The following is a 20156-nucleotide window of genomic DNA, read 5'->3' on the forward strand; positions in this document are numbered from 1 at the left end:
GACCGACGTACCTGGAGGACCCCGTGACACTGCCCGACCCGCGACCGCGGCGGCTCCCCCTGCGCCGCATGCCCGCCACCACGTGGAACACGCAGCAGCCGACCTGGCGGGAGGGCTCGCCCTCCGTCATCGGGTCGGCGCTCAAACGCGCGCTCGCCCGGCCCGCGGGGAACTGGTTCGTGCTGGCCGCGAGCACCGAGGTCCGCGCGGACCGGCCGTTCGGGCGCGTCGTGGCCGGAACCGAGCTGGTGGCCTGGCGCACCCCGGACGGGACCGCGCACGCGGGGCCGGGCGCCTGCCCGCACCTGGGCGCGCCGCTGTGCCGGGGCGCGGTGGACTCCGGGCGCCTGGTGTGCCGGTGGCACGGGCTGTCGCTGGACAGCGGCGGCTTCCCCGGGTGGGACCCCTACCCGGTGCACGACGACGGCGTCCTGGTGTGGGTGCGCCTGGACCGGGAGGGCGGGGAGGAGCCCCTGGACGCGCCGGTGGTCCCCGAGCGCCCCGCGCTGTCCGGGAGCCTGGTGGCGGTGGAGAGCCTGGCGGGTCGGTGCGAACCCGAGGACGTGGTGGCCAACCGGCTCGACCCCTGGCACGGCTCGTGGTTCCACCCCTACTCGTTCGTGGGGCTGAAGGTGACCGAGGTGCCCAAGGGAGCCGATCCCGACCCGGACCGCATGGTCGTGGACGTGGGCTTCCGGGTGGCGGGCCGGTGGGGCGTGCCGGTGCGCGCGGAGTTCCGCTGCCCGGACCCGCGCACGGTGGTCATGCGCATCATCGAGGGCGAGGGCCTGGGCAGCGTGGTGGAGACGCACGCCACCCCGCTGGGCGTGGACGACAGGGGCGTGCCGCGCACGGCGGTCATCGAGGCGACCGTGGCCAGCTCGGAGCGGATCGGCTTCCTGCTGGCCCGCAGGCTGGCGGGGCCGGTGGTGCGCCCCGTGATGCGGATGGCCGCCCGGCGCCTGTGGAAGGACGACCTGGACTACGCGGAGCGCCGGTACCTGCTCAGGAGCACCGGCCGCTGGCCCGGCTGAGCCCTCCCAAGAAGACTGGTGTCGCATCCCTGCAGTCGGAGGATCCGCCCCGTAGGGGGTCGAGCCCTCCGCAAGACCCAGCCGTGCACCCGTAGAGCTGACAGCGGCGGCCCGCCCCAGGGGGTGACCCTTTCCAGGCGACCCCACCCAGGCACCCGTAGAGCCCGGGCTGGCGGTGCGCCGCAGGGGTTGTTCCTTTCCAGGTGACCTCAGCCGGGCACCCGTAGAGGGTGCGGGTTCCCCGTCCGCCCGTGGGGGGTGGGCGGTCGTGGTGGGCACTGGCTCCAAGGTTCAGTGCTGGGGGCGGGGACCGACTGAGGGCAAGTTCGCCTAGCGAACTTGGCGAAGGAGATCCCTTGACTCCGGTCACTCCAGGGGCCTGGTGGGCGTCACGAAGGCGTTCGGAAGAGTGCCGGGTGGAACGCCCACCGGGAGTGACCCCTCAGCCATCCGGGGGCGGAGGTATACGGTTCAGACCAACATCAGCCACCAAGCCCCGCACGTGACCGCGCGTCGTAGGGGGCCCGCACGTTGTAGAGCGTCGCTGCGTCAGCAACCAGGCACCCGTAGAACCCGGGCTGACGCTGGAGACAGCGGGGTCGGCGTAGAACGGTCAGCACACCCCAGCCACGCACCCCTAGAACCCAGGCTGACGCTGGATTGATGGGACCAGCCGCCCTCCCACGGGGTCCGCCGGGACCGCCGGGACCGCCGGGTCCGCCGGGACCGCCGGGACCGCTAGGACCCCCGGGACCAGCGGGCGAGCGCCCGCAGGGGCGCCGACCGTCCCTGCCGGGGCACGGTCCACACCGTGTGCCCCGGCCGCCCCCACCGCGACAGCAGGGCGTTGGCCGCGAGCAGGCCGCTGGTGGCGGCGCGTTCCATGAGGGCCACGGGCAGATCGGTGCGCACGTGGTCGCCCGCGACCGTCACGAACGGGTCGGGCGTGGTCACACCGCACCGGTCCCGGTGGCTGCCGGGGGCGAACAGCGGACAGTCCGCGCGCAGTTCGTGCCGGGCGTCCACCGCGCGGGCCCCGCGCAGCTCCGGGTAGACGGACTCGGCCTGCTCCCGGAGCCGCTGCCGCTCGTACTCGGGGCTGCACCCCTCCTCCAGCGCGTAGGCGTGCAGCTCCACCACCGACCCGCCGGTGCGCCGGGCCCACGCGTGGGCCTCGTCCTCGTAGCGCTCCAGCACGCTGATGTTGTCCAGGGTGGGGTAGCCCGCCGTGCCCAGGAAGGCGGGACGGTGCGGGCGCACGGGCCGGTCCAGCCAGTAGCGCGACACCAGGAACGGGGGAGCCGTGCGAACCCGGGCCATCCGGTCGCGCCAGGCCGCCCCGCCCGGCTCCGCCCTGCCCGGCTCCGCCCTGCCCGGCTCCGGTGCGCCCAGCTCCGGCGAGGCCGCCACCAGGTCGCGGGTTCCGGCGGGGTCGGCGGCGAGCACCACGGCGTCCGCGTCCTCCGTGAAGGCCCCGCCCTCGTGTGTGCGCCCGCGCAGCGTGAACCGTCGCTCCTGTCCCCGGAGCTCCTCATCTCGGTGCTCCCGGCCCCGGCTCACCTCCTCGACCCGCACGCCGGTCCGCAGCCGGACCCCGCGCTTGGCCAGGTAGCGCTCCAGGGGATCCCACAGGGCCTGCGGGAACGGCGAGCCAGGCACGTCGAACACCAGGCCCTCGGACGAACCGAGGAAGTACACGTGGAACATCAGCGCGAGTTCGGCGGCCGACAGCACGCCGGGGTCGGCGAAGAAGCTGCGGGTGAACACCTCGAAGGCCAGGTGCCGCGCCGTGGGCGGGAAGCGCACCGCGTCCAGCAGGTCGCGGGCGCTGAGGTGGTCGAGCCGCTCGTACACGCCGGGCACGTCCACGTCGAGCAGTTGCAGGGCCGCGGGCACGTTGACCCGCGCCAGGTCGCGCGGGGGGAAGCTCGGGCTGGTCGCCGCCAGGACGGCCGCGTTCCACGGCGGGGTCGCGGGCAGCCCCGAGAAGCGGTCGCGCGGTCCGTCCCTGTGCACCAGCGGGTAGTCGGTGAGCGGGACCAGCGCGCCGAGTCCGGGGTCGCCGCGGCGCAGCAGGGCGCGCAGGTTGTAGTACTGCCGGAAGAACGCGTGGAACCCGCGGGTCATGGTCGCGGGCGAGCCGTCGGAGAGCGTCGTGGCCCAGCCGCGCAGTCGCCCCCCGAGCGAGGGCTCGCGCTCCAGCACCGTCACGTCCACGTCCCGCTCGGCCAGTGCGCAGGCCGCCGCCAGTCCGGCGATGCCGCCGCCGACCACGACGGCGCGGGGCCTCCCTTCGGTCGCGGGGCCGGTCGGCGGCGCGGGCGGGACAGCCTCGGCCAGGGGGTCGCGGGCGCCGGGGGGACGGCCGGGCCCGGCGGAGAGGACGCGTGCTCCGGAGCGTCCGTCGCCGTCAGCGCTCATCGGCGCGGCCCTTCCGGAGCGTCGTCCGGGAGGCCTGCCGGAACACCCTCCGAAGCTCCCCCCGGAACACCTCCCAGGGCGCCGATCGAAGCGCCGTTCGGGCGTCGTCCCACGAAGGTGTGCGTGACCCCGTACTGCCAGCCCGGCAGCGGCGCGCTGGCCACCGACTCCAGGCCCGCGCGGCGCATCCGCTCCAGCAGCGCCGTGCGGCCGTCGAACTCCAGAACGCTGCGCCACAGGTAGCGGAACAGGTCTGCGCGGCCGGTCAGCGCCTTGCCCGCAGGGATCACCACCCCCCAGCACACCGCCGACCACACCGCCCGGGCCGACACCGAGTCGGCCACGGAGTACTCGTGCAGGACGATCCGGCCGCCGGGTCTCAGCAGCGCGCGCACGGACGCGAGCAGGGCGTCGGGGTCGGGGGAGTTGCGGATGAGGTAGGCGCCGAACACCGCGTCCGCCGGACCCCCCAGGCACCCTCGGACCCACTCGGGGGTCAGGTCCTCGGCCCTGGCCTGGTGGAAGGAGACCGAGTCCGGCCACCGCTTGGCGCGGGCCGCCTCCAGCATCCCGGGCGAGGCGTCCACGCCCGCGATCCGGGCCCGGGGCAGGGCGCGCAGCAGGGCGGCGGTGGAGGCACCCGTACCGCACCCGAGGTCGAGCAGGCGCAGCCCCGTGCCGTCCCAGGGCAGGCCCAGCCGCCTGGCGGAGACGCGCAGGTGCGCGTGGTAGCCGGGGTTGGCGGACACGAGCCGGTCGTAGGCTCCGGCGGCGTGGTCGAACTCGCCGGTGACCGCGCCGTCCTTCATCGCGTGCGTCGTGGTGTCCACGTTCTCCTCCCGGGGGGTGTTCGCGTGCGGGCGCGGCCGTCCCCGTGCATGCTGGGGGCATGGCCGACTACGACGTGGCGATCATCGGCGGGGGAGCCGCTGGACTCACCCTGACCCACCAGCTCCGCGGGGTCAATGACCGACGTGGCCGACCGCTGCGGGTCGCCCTCGTGGAACCGCCCCCGGGGCCGCACACCCCTCCACCGCGCACCTGGTGCTTCTGGGAGCCCGACGGCGGGCCGTGGGACCACCTGCTGGCCGCCCGCTGGTCGGACCTGTCCGTGGTGGGGCCGGACGGGGCCGCCCACGCCTCCTCGGCGGCGCCCTACGCGTACAAGATGCTGCGGTCGGCCGACGTGGACGCGCACGTGCGCGCCTCGGCCGGTGAACACGTGGACCAGCTCCCGCTTCTGGTCAGCGAGGTCGTCGACGGCGCCCGGCACGCCGTGGTGCGGGGCGCCGGGCCGGGCGGAGCGGATCGGGAGCTGACCGCCTCGTGGGTGTTCGACTCGCGTCCGCCCCGGCCCGCCCCGCGCGGGCGCACGCACCTGCTCCAGCACTTCCGCGGCTGGTTCGTGCGCGCGCCCGACGATGCCTTCGACCCTTCCTCGGCCGTGCTCATGGACCTGCGCCCTCCCCAGCCCGCCAACGGCGTGGCCTTCGGTTACGTGCTGCCGCTGTCACCGCGCGAGGCGCTGGTGGAGTACACCGAGTTCGGCCGCGAGGCGCTCACGACCCCCGAGTACGAGCGCGCGCTCAAGGACTACTGCGGCCTGCTGGGGCTGGGGGACGTGGAGGTGACCGCGGCCGAACAGGGCGTCATCCCGATGACCGACGCGCGGTTCCGACCCCGCGCGGGACGGCGCGTGTTCCGGGTGGGGACGGCTGGCGGCGCCACCCGGCCCTCGACCGGGTACACGTTCAGCGGTGTGCGTCGCCAGACGGCCGCCGTGGCGCGGTCGCTGGCCCGGGGGCGGGTCCCGGTGCCGCCGGTGCCCCACCGGCGCCGCCACCTGGCGATGGACGCGGTCATGCTGCGGGCCCTGGACACGGGGCGGGTGCGGGGAGCGGAGTTCTTCGCCGGGCTGTTCGCGGCCAACCGCCTCGGGGACGTGCTGGCCTTCCTGGACGGGGGCTCGCGCCTGTCCCGGGAGCTGGCGATGGGCCTGAGCACGCCGGTCGCGGCCATGTCGCTGACCAGTCTGGACCAGGCGTGGCACTACGCGCTGCGCGGGGGCGTGGGGAGAAGCCTCAGCCGGGGACCAGGGCCCGCACGGCGTCGGTGAGCGAGCCCAGGTGCCCGGCGGCCAGCCCCGGCGCCGCGCCCAGCGTCCGCCAGCCCGGCCCGGCCGTGTACACGGCCGTGGCCTGCACCGACCCGGCTGCCTCGCGCACCACCGCCCGCAGCGCCGCGACGTCGTCGGCGTTCCCCGCGTGGGACCACAGGACCACCGCGCGCGGACCCGTGCGGCGCACCGCCCGCACCGTCGCCGCCACGGGCGTGCACGGGCCCAGCACCCGGCGCGGCACGCCCCGTTCGCGCAGCGCGGCGGCCAGCGCCTCCATCGGAAGACTGTGCATCTGGCCGGGGCCGCAGGCCAGGACCGCGGGACGGCCCGTCGCGTCCGCGGGGGCGGCCACGCGGCGCAGCGCCGAGGACACGCACCACGACAGAAGGTGCTCCACCTCCACGTAGCGCCGGGTGTCCTCCCACTTGCGGCCCATCCCGTACAGCAGCGGCATCGCCAGGTCCTCCCAGGCCGCCACCACGCCGTACCCGTCCAGCGCCTCCTCCAGCAGGCGCTCCACGAGTTCGGCGTCCATGCGCATGGCGGCGCGGGCGATCCCCTGGAGGGCGGGCCCGGCCGCACCCAGCGGCAGGGTGTCCCCGCCGGGACGCCAACGGGACCGCGCGCCCTCCCCGGCGCCCCGCTGCCGGGGAACGACCGGCGAGGCGGGAGCGGGCGCGCGGCCCCCGGGAACCGGGTCGAGCACGCGCTCCGCCGCCGAGGCGGGCGGCAGGCCCTCGCCGACCAGGCGGCACAGTTCCCGCAGCCGCGCCACGTCGGCGGGGGAGTAGCGGCGGTGCCCGCCCGGACTGCGCTCGCGCGGCCCCACGCCGTAGCGCCGGTCCCAGCTGCGCAGCGTGGAGGGCGAGACTCCGAGCAGGCGCGCGGTCGCCCCGGGAGTCAGTGCGTCGGCCATGGCGCCCCAAGCGTTGCGAAAGCGGTGCGTCTTGTGTCGCGCACCACACGCGTAGAACTCTAGCTGGGAGAACACCGGAAGGGGCAGCACCATGGACCTGGACACCAGGCGTCCGGCCGACCGCCGTCTCAGCGTGGTCTACCGCGTCGGCGCAGGACTCACCGGACTCGTGCTCATGTGCTTCGGCATCGCGGGGCTGGTGCTCAGGCTCCCGCTCTTCGACACCCAGGGGGAGGTCGTCGCGGGCCTGTCCACCAACGGTGCACTGAGCTTCGTGTCCGGTGCGACCAGTGTGACCGGTGCGACCGGATGAGGCCGTCCGTCCTGGTCACCGGTGCGACCGGCTACATCGGCGGACGTCTGGTGCCCGAGCTGCTCGCGGCCGGGTACCGCGTCCGCTGCCTGGCGCGCACCCCGGACAAGCTGCGCGACCAGCCCTGGCGCGACCGCGTGGAGGTGGTCCGGGGTGACGTGGTGAGCGGCGAGGGCCTCGACGAGGCGTTCACGAGTGTCGACACCGCCTACTACCTGGTCCACTCGATGTCGGGCGGGCGCGACTTCGCGGGCACCGACGCCCGTGCCGCCCGCAACGTCGCCCGCGCGGCGGAGACGGCGGGCACGACCCGCCTGGTCTACCTGGGCGGGCTCGCGCCGCACGGGAACGGCCTGTCGGCGCACATGGCCTCGCGCGAGGAGGTCGGCCGGATCCTGCTGGAGTCGGGCGTGCCCACCGCAGTGCTGCGCGCCGCGGTGATCCTCGGCTCCGGCTCGGCCTCCTTCGAGATGCTGCGCCACCTCACCGAGCGCCTGCCGGTGATGACCACACCCCGATGGGTGCGCAGCCGCGTCCAGCCGATCGCCGTGCGCGACGTGCTGCGGTTGCTGGTCGGGTGCGCCGAACTCCCCGAGGGGACCAACCGGACCTTCGACATCGGCGGTCCCGAGGTGCTCTCCTACGCCCGGATGATCCAGCGCTTCGCCGGGGCGGCGGGGATCGCCGGGAGGCTGATCATCCCCGTCCCCGTGCTCTCGCCGGGCCTGTCCAGCCTGTGGGTCGGCCTGGTCACGCCGGTGCCGCCCGCGATCGCCCGGCCGCTGGTGGAGTCGCTGCGCCACGACGCGGTGGTCGGCGAGGACGACCTGTCCGACCTGCTGGGCGACCACGACCGGGTCGGCTTCGACCGGGCCGTGGAACTGGCCCTGCGCCGCGTCGACGAGTCGCGCGTGGACACCCGCTGGTCCTCGGCCGCCTGGCCGAGCGCCCCGTCCGACCCCCTGCCGAGTGATCCCGCCTGGGCGGGCGGCAGCCTCTACACCGACGTGCGCGCGCGGTACGTCGACGCCGGAAGGGAGGCGGTGTGGAGGGTCGTCGAGGGGATCGGCGGCGAGCACGGCTGGTACTCCTGGCCCCTGGCCTGGGCCGCGCGCGGCTGGATCGACCTGGCCGTGGGCGGGGTGGGCCTGCGCCGTGGGCGGCGCGACCCGGAGAGGCTGCGGGTGGGCGACTCCCTGGACTTCTGGCGGGTGGAGGAGGTCGTCCCCGGCGCGCTGCTGCGGCTGCGGGCGGAGATGCGCCTGCCCGGACCGGCCTGGCTCGAACTGGGGGTGACCCGCGTGCGCGGACGCACGGTCTACCACCAGCGCGCGCTCTTCCACCCGCGCGGCCTGCTGGGACACCTGTACTGGAAGGCCGTCACACCCTTCCACGGGTTCGTGTTCGGCGCCATGGCCGACAACATCGTCACGGCCGCGGAGCAGGAGGCCCGGGACCAGGCGAGCCCGGAGCAGGCGGCTCCGGGGGAGGCTTCCGAGCCCCGCTGACGTCCGGCCTTCCGGCCCCGGTCCGCGCGGACCGGGGCCGACGGCGTTCGCGCCTGTCCACACCCCCGGTGGACGGTGACGGAGGGCACGGCGCCGCTCGTCAGGGGCCGACGCATGGCGGGATCGTGCTGGGGTAGGGTCATGCCCGCAAGTAACTCGAAAAACAAGATGCTTTAATTTCGAGCAAGCTGTCGGTGTGAGAGGGATCCCGAACGTGGACAAGGACAACGGCAGACCGCCTGCCAGGCGGTCGCGCTGGTGGATCGGAGCGGCCCTGCTCGTCGCCCTGGTGTGGCTGGTGGGCGCCGGGCCCCTGGGCATGTTCCTGGGCAGACTCGGCGAGGTGCAGACCAACGACCCCGGCGCGTTCCTGCCCGTGGGCGCCGAGTCCACCGAGGTCAGCGAGATCGCCGAGGAGTTCGACCGCGAGGAGGCGGTCCCGGCGATCGTCGTGTACTCGCGCGAGGACGCCGGGGACAGCGGGGGCGGTGGGAGCAACGAGGCGCTCGGAGAGGGCGAACTCGCCGACATCGCAGCGGTCGCCGAGCGCGTGGGCGGGGAGCCCTGGGTCTCCGGAACCGTCGTCGGCCCCTTCCCCGGGACGGAGGACCCCTCCGTCGCCCAGTTCGTGGTGCCGCTCGACTCGGCCACCGACACCGGCGACGCGGTCGAGGACCTGCGCGCGGTGCTGGCCGACGATCCCGTGACGGGGCTCCAGGTCCAGGTCACCGGCCCCGCCGGTTTCGCGGCCGACCTCGTCGCGGCCTTCGGCGGCATCGACTCCACGCTGCTGATCGTTGCCGTCACCGCCGTGCTGATCATCCTCGTGGCCGTCTACCGCTCACCGCTGCTGCCGGTGCTGGTCGTCCTCGCCTGCCTGCTCGCGCTCGGCCTGTCCGGCGCGCTGGTCTACCTGGCCGCCGACGCCGGTCTGGTCAGCCTCAACGGGCAGAGCCAGGGCATCCTCTTCATTCTGGTCGTGGGCGCCTGCACCGACTACGCGCTGTTGCTCGTGGCCCGCTACCGCGAGGAACTGGTCGTCCGCGAACGCGTGCCCGAGGCGGTCATGGCCGCCGTGCGCGGCGTGACCGGACCGGTCCTGGCCTCCGGCGGAACCGTCATCCTCGGCCTGCTCTGCCTGCTCGCCGCCGACCTGGCCTCCACCCGCAGCCTCGGCCCCGTGGTGGCCATCGGCGTCGTCGCGGCCCTGCTCTCGGCGATGACCTTCCTGCCCGCCGTGCTCGCCCTGTGCGGACGCGCCGCCTTCTGGCCCGTGGCCCCGCACAGCGGCGGCCGGACGGACGGAACCCTGGACGAGGTCGTGGTCAGCCACCGGTTCTGGGGACGCCTGGCGACCACCGTCTCGCGCAGGCCGCGCCTGTACTGGATCGTCACCACCGCCGTCCTGGCCTCCGCCGCCGTGTTCGCGCCCCAGTTCGACGCCGGGGGCACCGGCCAGGCCGAGGTCTTCCGCACCGAGGTGGAGGCGGTCGACGCCCAGGAGGCGCTCGACCGGGGCTTCGGCTCCGACGCCAGCGCGGCCCCCGCCCTGGTGGTCGCCGACGCCGACCACCTGGACGAGGTCGTCCGGGCCGCCGAACGCCTGCCGGTGGTGGACGGGGCCACGCCGGTGACCGAGCCCGGCCCGCCCGGCGCCGACCTTCCGCCCCTGGTGGAGGACGGCCGGGTGCTGGTCGAGGTCGTCCTCACCGTCGGCCCCGAGTCGGCCGAGGCGGTGGACGCGGTGCGCGACCTGCGCGCCGAGCTGGACACCGTCGAGGGTGCCGACGCCATGGTCGGCGGGGTGAGCGCCACCGATCTGGACACCCTGGACACCGCCCAGCGCGACTTCACGGTCGTGGTGCCGCTGGTGCTCGTGGTGGTCTTCCTCGTGCTCATCCCGCTGCTGCGCTCCCTGGTGGCGCCGCTGCTGCTGATGGTCGTGAACGTGCTGTCCTTCGCCGCCGCGCTGGGAGTGGGAACGCTGCTGTTCGACCACGTGCTCGGCCTGCCCGGCGCGGACCCGGTGGTGCCGCTGTTCGCGTTCGTGTTCCTGGTGGCGCTGGGGATCGACTACAGCATCTTCCTCATGTCCCGGGCGCGTGAGGAGACGCTGCTGCACGGGCACCGCGAGGGCGTGCTGCGCGCGCTGACCGTCACCGGCGGGGTGATCACCTCCGCCGGGGTGGTGCTGGCCGTGACCTTCGCGGCGCTGGCGGTGATCCCGCTGCTGTTCCTGCTCCAGCTGGCGTTCCTGGTGGCGTTCGGCGTGCTGGTGGACGCGTTGCTCGTGCGGACGGTGCTGGTGCCCGCGCTGTCCCTGGACGTCGGGTCGCGCGTGTGGTGGCCCGGGCGCGCGGGCCGGACCCCGAAGCGCGCGGAGGAGGGCGGACCCGCCGAGCGCGCGTAGCGCCCGGCGGCGGAGCCGCGCGGCGCGGACGGGCGCGTGCCCGGTGGGAGCCGCCCGTCGCGCGGCGGAACGCGTGTTTGCCGAAGCCGTCCTACAGGGGGTCTCCCCGCAGGTCCGCGTAGGCGGCGGAGAACTTGCGCACCAGCGCGGCCTGCGGCAGGTGGACGCCGTCGATGGCGGCCACCTGCCGCACGCCCGTGGTGGCGTTGGTGGTGAACGCGCCCGCCGTGCGGGTGCTCGCCGCCGAGGCGATCGGCCGGGTGGTCACCGGGACGCCGAGGTTCTCGGCGGCCTGGCTGATGAGCGCCGTGGTCACCCCCGGCAGGCAGGGCGCCTGCGGCCAGACCAGGCCGCCGCCGTCCAGGAAGCCGATGTTCCAGGTGGGGCCCTCCGAGACGCGGCCGTCCACGCCCATGAACAGGGCGTCGTCGTAGCCGTCCAGTTGGGCGGCGCGGCGCTGGCGGATCGCTCCGAACAGGCCCGTGCTCTTGACCTGCGGAGTGTCGCGGGTGAAGAGGCGGGTGCCCAGGCGGACCGGGGGAGGGGAGGTGTTCGCCGGTGCGGGGCGGGTGCTGACGAGGATGTGGGGGAGCTGGCGGGCGGAGGGTCGGCCCAGGTCCATGTGGGGGTCGAAGACGGTGACGCGGACCACCGAGGGGGAGGGATGGGCGCGCGCGGAGCGCCGGGCGAGTTCGCGGACCCGGGGGATGTCGAGTTCCACGCCGAAGAGGGTGTGGCAGTCGCGGCTCAGGCGTTCCATGTGCAAGTCGAGTCCGCGGACGCGCAGGTCGGTGACGAGCATGGTGGTGAAGTGGCCGTAGCCGTACAGGGCGAGGCCCGCGAGTTCCCCGGTGCTGACGGGGCGTCCGTTCAGTTCCATGAGGTTTCCATCATGGCATTCCGGGATCTGTGCCATCGGGGTTTCCTCCACCGGAACCGGGGTGATGGGTACCCCGCGCCGGTCGGGTCGGGGACCCGGTCTCCGGGGCTCGTGCCATCCAGCGGTACGGCTCATTCGGCGGTACGGCGGAACCGGTACCACTGCGGCGAGGTCTTGTTCATCGGCCATCCCAGGCCGCTGGTCTCCGCGTCCTCGGCCGTGAGGAGTTCCCATCCCGGGAACGCGGCCTCGATCTCCGCCTGTGCGACGCCCTCGACGAGCCGCCGGTACCGCGACGGGCCGAAGGCGAGCATCAGCAGGGTGGCCCCAGGTGCGGCGAGGGCTGTCACTCCCCGTCCCTCCGCGGCCCGCTGGTTCGTGTCCAGGCCCTGGAAGCAGCCGATGTCGACGAAGAGGTCGAAGGCGCCCAGGCCGGAGGATTCGAGGTCGGTCGCGTCGCCGACGACGTAGGCGACCTCCGCCGGGCCCTTGCGGCGGGCGGCCTCGACCGCCTCCGGCACGATGTCGACGCCCACCGCCTCCCATCCGCGCCGGGCCAGCTCGGGGGTGAACTGTCCGCGCCCGCAGCCGATGTCCAGCGCCCGCCCGGGTCCGGTCGAACGCGACTGCGCCTCGCGGTCGAGCAGAACGCCGAGCTGCGCTGTCCCGCCCGCTGCGCCGTAGCGCTCCCAGGGGGTGAGGCCGAGACGGTACATCCGCGCGTATTTCGTCATGGATTCAAGGTAGGGCGGCCTCTCAGGAGGAGCTTTTCGCCCCCCTCTGGCGGCGTCTAGGCGGTGGTTTCGCTGGTCAGGAGAGCGGCCCATTCGGCTGCGGGAAAGGAGAGGGTCGCCGCGTCGCGGTTCTGCGTGTCGCGCACAAGGGTGTCGCGACCTTCCCGGACCTCGACACAATGGGGCCCGTCGTTGCTGTAGGAAAACTTGTGAAAACCGTCCGTCATCGAAGCAGTCCTTCCAACAGCGTTGCGGACTCACCGCGAGGGGAAGCGAGCCCGATCAGGTCCCGTACCAGCGACTCTACCGCTTCGGTGTCTCCCGGCTTCTCCAGTACCACATTGCCCTGTGCGTGGTCGGATGCGGCGACGGTTGCGCCGTCCCGAAGGCGGTACAGCTGCGCTGATGAGGGTGTGCACAGGATCGGAGCGCTCTCCGGGATGAGGTACACGACAAGCCGTCCACGCTGAAGATGGCGGAGGAGATAGTCGACCTGGTCCTCCTTGACATCGCGGGGCAGGTGCCTGAGTGACTGCATCGGAAAAAGTGCAGTTATCAGCGGATCGTTCCGTTTGGTGAGCGACGCGTATCGGGAAACGCGAAGCTGGGCAAGCCTCTCCAGTTCTCCTATGGTCGCTGTCGGATGCCCTGCGGCGAACACCATGCGTGCGTACTTGGGGGACTGGATCAGTCCCGGAACCACCGACACGGACACGGTGTCGATGGCGACCGCGTGCTCCTCCAACGCCCCGGGCGAGCGCATCCACGGGGGAATTCCATCGCTGGTTGCGGCCTCCCATCCAGCGAGGCCGTCTCGACCTCCTCGTGGAGAGCGTCGTCGAGGACCGCGCGGGCTTTCGCCCCCCGCTTCCGCGCAGGGGCGAGCACACGTCCTGACCGCCAGCCCCGGAGACCGGGCCCCAGCGACCGGGTTCCAGCGACCGGGTTCCAGCGACCCAGCGGCCTCCACCCGAACACCCGCACCGAACATCCGCGACCGAGGGCAGGGGGACCGCGGGGCCGGGCGTCTCGTGGTCCTCATCGGCTCCTGAACTGCGGTGATCTTGTACTTATAGCCGATGTCGGCGCTCGAACCCCGCTATAGGTACAAGATCACGGCGGGGGAGCGGGCCACGGAGGGCGGCGGGCCGGTGGACCTCTCCGGTCAGCGCGTCAGCCCCGCTGCTGTTCCATGGCGGTGAACGCGGTGACCAGCTGGTTCTCCGAGGTCTCCAGGTAGGTCGTCAACTCGTCCGCCGCCCCGGCCGCGTCCCCCGAGGCCAGCAGGGTGTGGATCCTCCGGTTCCAGTCCAGGTACGGGACGTGGAACTCCCGCGGCGCGTCCATCACGTGGAACACCAGCCGGGTCTCGGCCAGCACCTGGCTCATGAACTCGTTCACCCGCGCGCTCTCGGCCAGCCCTGCCACGGCCTGGTGGAAGCGCATGTTCGCCGTCCCCATCCGCCACCAGTCCTCGCGTCCGCGCGCGGCCTCGCCCTCGTCCACGGCCGCCCCGACCAGCCGCACCGCCTCCTCGTCCGGGTCCACCGCGCCCCGCAGCGCGGGAAGCTCCAGGGACCGCCGCGCCTTGAACAGGTCGCGGACGTCCTCGCTGGTCGGCAGGCCGACGAACACGCCCCGGTGCATATGGTGCACCAGCAGCCGCTCGCGCACCAGCAGCCGGAACGCTTCGCGCAGGGTGTTGCGGGAGACCCCGAGTTCCTCGCACAGCCGTTCCTCCGACATGCGCTGTCCCGGCGGGTACACGCCGTCGATGAGGGACTCGCGGAGCAGCTCCGCGACCCGCTCGGCCTGCGTCGGCTGTGGAGGGAGGAGGCGCGTGCGGCCGCGGGGCCGGTCGGTGCGGGCGTCCGTGGCCGTCACAGGTGCTCCTTAAGGGGGCTGGCGTCTGTTACTTCATTGTCACCGACGCGGAGCACTCCCGGGAGAGCGGGGAGCCGACAGAAGTCGGTTCATCGGACCAGTGCGCCGTGGCGCGGCCCCCGCACGGGTTCTTCACCGCACCGCTCCTGCGATCACGGCGCGTCCGCTTCACCCGCCACGGTGCGGTTTCCATGTGGCTTCCGCGCGGCTTCCGTGCGGCTTGCGCACGGGCCTCCCGCACGGCTGTCCCGGCTTCCGAAGGCTCCCGGGCGAGGCGGCGAGCAGCTCCACCACGGGGGCTCTAGGACACCCCTTTCCGGGGTTCCTCCAACGGCGCTTCTGGGCAGGGTGGGGCGAAGAAACGCTCCTGCAACACAGGTGACCTGGGTTTTTTGCATACCGGCTCTTTACCCGTCTTGTTGGATTGAAGTATCGTTCAACAATCCAACGATGGCGCGGTCGGTTATCGCGTCACCGACCCACATCGGACCCCTTGGAGTGACCCATGGGTGACACACCCCCCGCGCCCCCGAAGGTGCGCCCCCGTGTCGGGCGGATCGCGATCAGCAGCAGCCTGCTCGGTGCGATGTTCCTCATGGCCACCAGTGCCATCGGCCCCGGCTTCATCACCCAGACCACCACGTTCACCGCCGAGCTGGGCGCGACCTTCGCGGTCGCGATCCTCATCTCGATCCTGGTCGACATCGCGGTCCAGCTGAACATCTGGCGGGTCGTCGGCGTCGCCAACACGCGTGCCCAGGACCTGGCCAACAAGGTCCTCCCCGGCGCGGGCTACCTGCTGGCCGCGCTCATCGTCTTCGGCGGCCTGATCTTCAACGTCGGCAACCTCGCGGGCACCGGGCTGGGCCTGAACGCCATGACCGGGTTCGACACCCAGCTCGGCGCCGTCCTGTCCGCGGTGCTGGCCGTGGCCATCCTGGGCGTCAAGAAGCTGGGCGTGGCCCTGGACCGCATCCTGGTCGTGCTGGGCCTGGCCATGATCGTGCTGACCGTCTACGTGGCCTTCGTGTCCCAGCCCCCGGTCGGCGAGGCCCTGCGCCAGGCCGTCCTGCCCGAGCGGTTCGGCGCGGACGTCTTCCTGGCCACCGTCACCATCATCGGCGGCACCGTCGGCGGCTACATCACCTACGCGGGCGTGCACCGCCTCGTCGAGGCGGGCCAGGGCGGACGCGAGAACGTCCGCGCCATCACGCAGACCTCCGTGACCGGCATCATCGTCACCGGCGTCATGCGCGTGGTCCTGTTCCTGGCCATCCTCGGCGTCGTCGCGGGCGGCGCCGACATCCTGGCGTCCGCCAACCCCTCCGCCGAGGCCTTCCGCCAGGCCGCGGGCGAGGTCGGCCAGCGCCTGTTCGGCGTGATCCTGTGGGCCGCGGCGGTCAGCTCCGTCATCGGCGCCTCCTACACCTCGATCTCCTTCGTCACGACCTTCCACCCGTGGCTGGAGAAGCGCCGGGGCCTCCTGGTCACCGTCTTCATCGGCGTCTCGCTGGCGATCCTGCTGCTGTCCGGGCAGGCCCCGAACACGCTGCTGATCCTGGCCGGAGCCCTCAACGGCGTGATCCTGCCGGTCGGCCTCGGCATCCTGCTGTGGGTCGCGGCCCGCCGCTCCGGCGACCTCCTGGGCGGGTACCGCTACCCGCGCTGGCTGATCGTCATCGGCGTCGCCGCCTGGGCGCTCACCGCGTACATGGCCATCGGCTCCCTGGGCGGCATCGCCGACCTCTGGCAGTAGCCCGCCGGGCGCGCGCCCTCCCACCGCATCCCGCCCCCGCCCCGCCCGGACCGCCACCCGGGCGGGGTAGGTAACCCCGCAAGGGGCAACACGAAAGAACGAGGAGCACCGACGTTGCGCATCGACCTCAACTCCGACCTCGGCGAGAGCTTCGGCCGCTGGGAGCTCGGCGACGACAAGGCCCTGCTGTCCATCGTCACCAGCGCCAACGTCGCCTGCGGCTTCCACGCCGGTGACCCGTCCGTGCTGCGGCGCACCACGCTCGACGCCGCGGCCGGGGGAGTGGCCGTCGGCGCGCACGTGGGCTACCGCGACCTGGCCGGGTTCGGCCGCCGCTTCCTCGACGTGCCGCCCGCCGAGCTGACCGACGAGGTGGTCTACCAGATGGGCGCGCTGTCGGCGTTCACCCGCCTGGCGGGGGACCGCGTCCGCTACGTCAAGCCGCACGGCGCCCTCTACAACACGATCGTGCACCACGAGAAGCAGGCCGCCGCGGTCGTCGCCGCGGTGCGCGAGTTCGACCCCGCCATGCCCGTGCTGGGCCTGCCCGGATCGCGGTTCCTGCGCCTGGCCGAGGAGGCCGGGCTGCCCACCCACCGCGAGGCCTTCGCCGACCGCGCCTACACCCCGGAGGGCACGCTGGTCTCGCGCCGCGAGCCCGGCGCCGTCCTGCACGACCCGGCCGCCATCGCCGAGCGCTGCCTGCGCATCGCCCACGGCGAGCCGGTCGAGGCGGTCGACGGCACCCCGATCGTCATCGAGGCCGACTCCCTGTGCGTGCACGGCGACAGCCCCGGCGCGGTGGACATCGCCCGGGCCGTGGCCGACCGGCTGCGCGCCGAGGGCGTCACCCTCGCGCCGTTCACCGGGGAGGCCGCGTGATCCCTGCCTGGAGGAGGGGGCTCCCGACCCCCGCCGAGGAGGCGCCGTGCGTGTCCTGACGTGCGCGGACACCGGCGTTCTCGTGGAGGTCGCCGACCTCGCCGAGGTGATCGCGCTGCGCGCCGCGCTCCGGGCGCGGCCGGTCCCCGGGGTCACCGACGTCGTTCCGGCCGCCCGCACGCTGCTGCTGCGGATCGGACCCGGCACCGACCCCTGCGGGGTCGCCGCCGCGGTCACCGGGCTGCCGCTGGCCACCGGGACCGGGCCGGAGTCCGGCGACACCGTCACCATCCCGGTGTTCTACGACGGCGAGGACCTCGACGACGTCGCCGAGCTGACCGGCCTGACCCGGCGCGGGGTGGTCGAGGCGCACACCAGCGCCACCTGGACGGTCGCGTTCTGCGGCTTCGCGCCCGGGTTCGGCTACATGGTCGGAGACGACCCGCGCCTGCACGTGCCCCGGCGCGGCGAGGCGCGCACACGCGTGCCCGCCGGTTCGGTGGCCCTGGCGGGGGAGTTCACGGGGGTGTACCCGCGCAGCTCTCCCGGGGGGTGGCAGCTGCTGGGCCGCACCGAGGCCCCGATCTGGGACCTGGACCGCGAACCGCCCGGCCTGCTCCGGCCGGGTGTGCGCGTGCGCTTCACCGACGCGGAGGCCTCATGAGTACGCGTGTCGGACGGGCCCGGACGGGACCGGCCCGGGAACAGGGACAGGAACGGGCGCAGGGGCGGGAACGGGGAAGGAACGCGGTGGCGGGTCGCGGAACGGCGTCGGAACCGCGCGAGGGGAACGCGGCGCACGCCCCGGTCCCCGGGAAGGGGCGTTCGGCCCTGGAGGTCGTGGCCGCCGGACCCATGACCACGGTCCAGGACGCGGGCCGCTTCGGCCACGCCGACCTGGGCGTGGGCCGCTCCGGCGCGGCCGACGCCGACTCCTACGCCCTGGCCAACCGTCTGCTCGCCAACCCCCCGGGGTCCGCCGCCCTGGAGGTCACCCTGGGCGGGCTGCGCGTGCGGGCCCGCGGGCCGGTGACCGTCGCCGTCACCGGGGCCGATGCCCCGCTGCGGGTGGACGGACGGGGCGCCGCCGTCAACACGGTGCTGCACCTGCCCGACGGGGCGGAGCTGGCCATGGGCGTGCCCGCCCGCGGGCTCCGCTCCTACCTGGGCGTACGCGGCGGGGTGGACGTCCCGCCGGTCCTGGGCTCGCGCAGCACCGATGTCCTGGCCGGACTGGGACCCGACCTGCCCGTGCCCGGGGCGCTGCTCCCGGTCGGGCCCGCGCCCGCGGACCTCCCGAACGTGGACCACGCCCCCGCTCCGCCCGTCGGCGGACCCGAGGAGGTCCTGCGGGTGGTCCTCGGCCCGCGTGAGGACTGGTTCACCGACGAGGCCGTCCGGACACTGCTGTCGTCCGCGTACGAGGTCACCCCGCGCAGCGACAGGGTCGGCGCCCGCCTGTCCGGCCCCGTCCTGGAACGCGCCCGCTCCGGCGAGCTGCCCAGCGAGGGCATGGTCGCGGGGTCGCTCCAGGTGCCGCCGGGCGGAGAGCCCGTGCTGTTCCTGGCCGACCACCCCGTGACCGGCGGCTACCCGGTGGTGGCCGTCGTGTGTTCGGCGGACCTGCCCAGGGCCGCCCAGGCGCGCCCCGGGACCCGCCTGCGCTTCACCCTCTGACCGGCCGGGTTCCGCCGGGTGCGGCGGGACCCGACACGGCGGCGGACCGGCCCACCGGTCCGCCGCCCGGCACGGACCGATCCGTCCCGGCAGCCACGGGAACACCGACCGTCCGCCCCACCCGGAACGAAAGGCAGAACCGATGACCTCTCCGGCCGACCTCTCCCCGTCCCAGGCCCGCGCGCTGTTCCGCGACGGCCTGCGCGTCCCCACCTCCGGCTACAGCGCGGGCTACGCGCAGGCCAACCTCATCGCACTGCCCCGCGAGGCGGCCTTCGACTTCCTGCTGTTCGCCCAGCGCAACCCCAAGTCCTGCCCGGTCCTGGACGTCACCGAGCCGGGCCGGGTGGGCGCCTCGGTCTTCGACGGCGACCTGCGCACGGACCTGCCCGCCTACCGGGTCTACCGCGACGGGAGGATGGTCGAGGAGCGCACCGACGTCACCGACCTGTGGCGCGACGACCTGGTGGCCTTCCTCATCGGGTGCAGCTTCACCTTCGAGACGCCCCTGCTGGAGGCCGGTGTTCCGGTCCGCCACATCGAGGCGGGCAGCAACGTGGCCATGTACGCGACCAACCGGCCGTGCCGCCCCGCGGGCCGTTTCAGCGGTCCGCTGGTGGTGTCCATGCGGCCGATCCCCGCCGACCGGGTGGCCGACGCGGTGCGCATCACCTCGCGCTATCCGGCGGTCCACGGCGCCCCGGTGCACGTGGGCGACCCCGCCGCGCTGGGCATCGAGGACCTGGACCGGCCCGACTACGGCGACGCGGTGGAGGTGCGCCCCGGCGAGGTCCCGGTCTTCTGGGCGTGCGGGGTCACCCCGCAGGCGGCCGTGACGGCCTCCGCCCCGGAGTTCGCCATCGGCCACGCTCCCGGACACATGGCCATCACCGACGTGCGCGACTCCTCCTACCAGGTGCCCTGACGTTTGTCGCCGAATCCCCGGGGGTAGTCGCGGCCCCAGGCCCGGGTGACACGACGAACGAAGGGGAACGGTGTGAACAGCCGCGAGCAGCTGATCGACTGGCTCAACGACGCCTACTCGATGGAGAAGTCCCTGGAGGAGACTCTGGAGAGCCACGCCAAGGACGCGGAGAAGGACCCCGAGGTCCACGCCCGCATCACGCGGCACATCGAGGAGACGCGCGAGCAGGCCGAGACGGTCAAGGGATGTATCGAGTCCCTGGGCGGCAGCGTGTCCAAGGTCAAGAGCGCCCTGGCCGGGATGATGGGTTCCGTGCAGGGCGTCGCGAACAGGCCCGCGGGCGACACCATGGTCAAGAACGCCCTCTCCGACTACGCCGCCGAGCACTTCGAGATCGCCTCCTACCGCGCGCTGATCGAGGGTGCCCGCGCGCTCGGCGAGGAGCAGATCGCGCTCAAGCTGACCGCCATCCTCCACCAGGAGGAGGACATGGCCCGCTTCCTGGAGCAGAAGCTCCCGGGCGCGGTGCGCACCGCGCTGGCCGACGCCGAGCGCTAGTCGTGTCGCGGGAGACGCCCCGAGCGACGGCACCCGGACGCCCCGGGGAGGCACTGCCTCCCCGGGGCGTCCGCCTGTCGGGCGCCGCCTTGGTCGCGGTCCCCGGCTGGCTTCCCCGGCCGCGTCCGGAATCCGCACG

Annotated in this window: 18 protein-coding genes and 1 pseudogene; 11 read left to right on the forward strand and 8 right to left on the reverse strand. The window is 73.9% G+C overall.

Annotated elements, in window-relative coordinates:
• The first annotated feature begins 23 nt into the window (after positions 1 to 23).
• Positions 24 to 1034 carry a DUF5914 domain-containing protein gene (locus tag FYW99_RS12580; protein WP_150252174.1) on the forward strand — a complete coding sequence of 337 codons (1011 nt, stop codon included), beginning with the start codon at positions 24 to 26 and terminating at the stop codon, positions 1032 to 1034.
• Positions 1035 to 1772: 738 nt separating this feature from the next.
• Here FYW99_RS12580 and FYW99_RS12585 read toward each other — a convergent pair.
• A complete protein-coding gene (locus FYW99_RS12585; RefSeq protein ID WP_150252175.1) occupies positions 1773 to 3455 on the reverse strand; it encodes an FAD-dependent oxidoreductase in 1683 nt (560 codons plus the stop codon).
• Complete coding sequence (locus FYW99_RS12590; protein ID WP_223838953.1) at positions 3452 to 4285, reverse strand: class I SAM-dependent methyltransferase; 834 nt, start codon at positions 4283 to 4285, stop codon at positions 3452 to 3454. Before FYW99_RS12590 ends, FYW99_RS12585 begins: the two co-directional genes overlap by 4 nt.
• A 59-nt stretch (positions 4286 to 4344) precedes the next feature.
• Between FYW99_RS12590 and FYW99_RS12595 the strand changes: the two genes are divergently transcribed.
• Positions 4345 to 5571: a lycopene cyclase family protein gene (locus FYW99_RS12595; protein ID WP_150252176.1), complete on the forward strand. Its 1227-nt coding sequence runs from the start codon at positions 4345 to 4347 to the stop codon at positions 5569 to 5571.
• On the opposite strand, the gene FYW99_RS12600 is transcribed toward FYW99_RS12595, so the two are convergent.
• A complete protein-coding gene (locus tag FYW99_RS12600) occupies positions 5537 to 6490 on the reverse strand; it encodes a MerR family transcriptional regulator (RefSeq protein ID WP_150252177.1) in 954 nt (317 codons plus the stop codon). The two genes, FYW99_RS12595 and FYW99_RS12600, sit on opposite strands and share 35 nt — an antisense overlap.
• Positions 6491 to 6581: 91 nt before the next feature.
• Between FYW99_RS12600 and FYW99_RS12605 the strand changes: the two are divergent.
• From FYW99_RS12605 to FYW99_RS12615, 3 genes and pseudogenes are all read left to right on the forward strand, one after another.
• Positions 6582 to 6776 (forward strand): annotated as a pseudogene (locus FYW99_RS12605) (DUF4383 domain-containing protein); the annotation flags it as partial.
• Positions 6777 to 6799: 23 nt separating this feature from the next.
• Positions 6800 to 8311 carry an SDR family oxidoreductase gene (locus FYW99_RS12610; protein WP_150252178.1) on the forward strand — a complete coding sequence of 504 codons (1512 nt, stop codon included), beginning with the start codon at positions 6800 to 6802 and terminating at the stop codon, positions 8309 to 8311.
• A gap of 214 nt (positions 8312 to 8525) precedes the next feature.
• Positions 8526 to 10721, forward strand: coding sequence for an MMPL family transporter (locus FYW99_RS12615; protein WP_150252179.1), 2196 nt, complete (start codon positions 8526 to 8528; stop codon positions 10719 to 10721).
• 91 nt (positions 10722 to 10812) lie between these two features.
• Here FYW99_RS12615 and FYW99_RS12620 read toward each other — a convergent pair whose 3' ends face one another.
• The 5 genes from FYW99_RS12620 to FYW99_RS12640 form a co-directional block, all read right to left on the reverse strand.
• Positions 10813 to 11601: an aminotransferase class IV family protein gene (locus FYW99_RS12620; protein WP_150252180.1), complete on the reverse strand. Its 789-nt coding sequence runs from the start codon at positions 11599 to 11601 to the stop codon at positions 10813 to 10815.
• Between the two features lie 131 nt (positions 11602 to 11732).
• Positions 11733 to 12317 carry a class I SAM-dependent methyltransferase gene (locus FYW99_RS12625; protein ID WP_150252280.1) on the reverse strand — a complete coding sequence of 195 codons (585 nt, stop codon included), beginning with the start codon at positions 12315 to 12317 and terminating at the stop codon, positions 11733 to 11735.
• 74 nt (positions 12318 to 12391) lie between these two features.
• Complete coding sequence (locus tag FYW99_RS12630; RefSeq protein WP_150252181.1) at positions 12392 to 12562, reverse strand: DUF397 domain-containing protein; 171 nt, start codon at positions 12560 to 12562, stop codon at positions 12392 to 12394.
• Positions 12559 to 13098 carry a DUF5753 domain-containing protein gene (locus FYW99_RS12635; RefSeq protein ID WP_150252182.1) on the reverse strand — a complete coding sequence of 180 codons (540 nt, stop codon included), beginning with the start codon at positions 13096 to 13098 and terminating at the stop codon, positions 12559 to 12561. The genes FYW99_RS12630 and FYW99_RS12635 overlap by 4 nt, the downstream gene beginning before the upstream one ends.
• A gap of 410 nt (positions 13099 to 13508) precedes the next feature.
• Positions 13509 to 14219: a GntR family transcriptional regulator gene (locus FYW99_RS12640; protein WP_150252183.1), complete on the reverse strand. Its 711-nt coding sequence runs from the start codon at positions 14217 to 14219 to the stop codon at positions 13509 to 13511.
• Between the two features lie 505 nt (positions 14220 to 14724).
• On the opposite strand from FYW99_RS12640, the gene FYW99_RS12645 reads away from it, so the two are divergent.
• From FYW99_RS12645 to FYW99_RS12670, 6 genes are all read left to right on the forward strand, one after another.
• A complete protein-coding gene (locus FYW99_RS12645) occupies positions 14725 to 15975 on the forward strand; it encodes an NRAMP family divalent metal transporter (RefSeq protein ID WP_150252184.1) in 1251 nt (416 codons plus the stop codon).
• A gap of 114 nt (positions 15976 to 16089) precedes the next feature.
• Entirely contained in the window at positions 16090 to 16857 is a 768-nt protein-coding gene (locus FYW99_RS12650; protein ID WP_150252185.1) for a LamB/YcsF family protein, read from the forward strand.
• A 46-nt stretch (positions 16858 to 16903) separates the two neighbouring features.
• Complete coding sequence (locus FYW99_RS12655; RefSeq protein ID WP_150252186.1) at positions 16904 to 17521, forward strand: 5-oxoprolinase subunit B family protein; 618 nt, start codon at positions 16904 to 16906, stop codon at positions 17519 to 17521.
• An 86-nt stretch (positions 17522 to 17607) separates the two neighbouring features.
• Positions 17608 to 18534 (forward strand): 5-oxoprolinase subunit C family protein, encoded by a 927-nt coding sequence (locus tag FYW99_RS12660; protein ID WP_150252187.1) that lies wholly within the window; start codon positions 17608 to 17610, stop codon positions 18532 to 18534.
• Positions 18535 to 18676: 142 nt separating this feature from the next.
• Positions 18677 to 19459, forward strand: a complete 783-nt coding sequence (locus FYW99_RS12665; protein ID WP_150252188.1) for a putative hydro-lyase — start codon at positions 18677 to 18679, stop codon at positions 19457 to 19459.
• A 72-nt stretch (positions 19460 to 19531) separates the two neighbouring features.
• A complete protein-coding gene (locus tag FYW99_RS12670) occupies positions 19532 to 20017 on the forward strand; it encodes a ferritin-like domain-containing protein (protein ID WP_150252189.1) in 486 nt (161 codons plus the stop codon).
• Positions 20018 to 20156 lie beyond the last annotated feature (139 nt).

This window comes from Nocardiopsis deserti (assembly GCF_008638355.1).
GTDB lineage: Bacteria > Actinomycetota > Actinomycetes > Streptosporangiales > Streptosporangiaceae > Nocardiopsis > Nocardiopsis alborubida.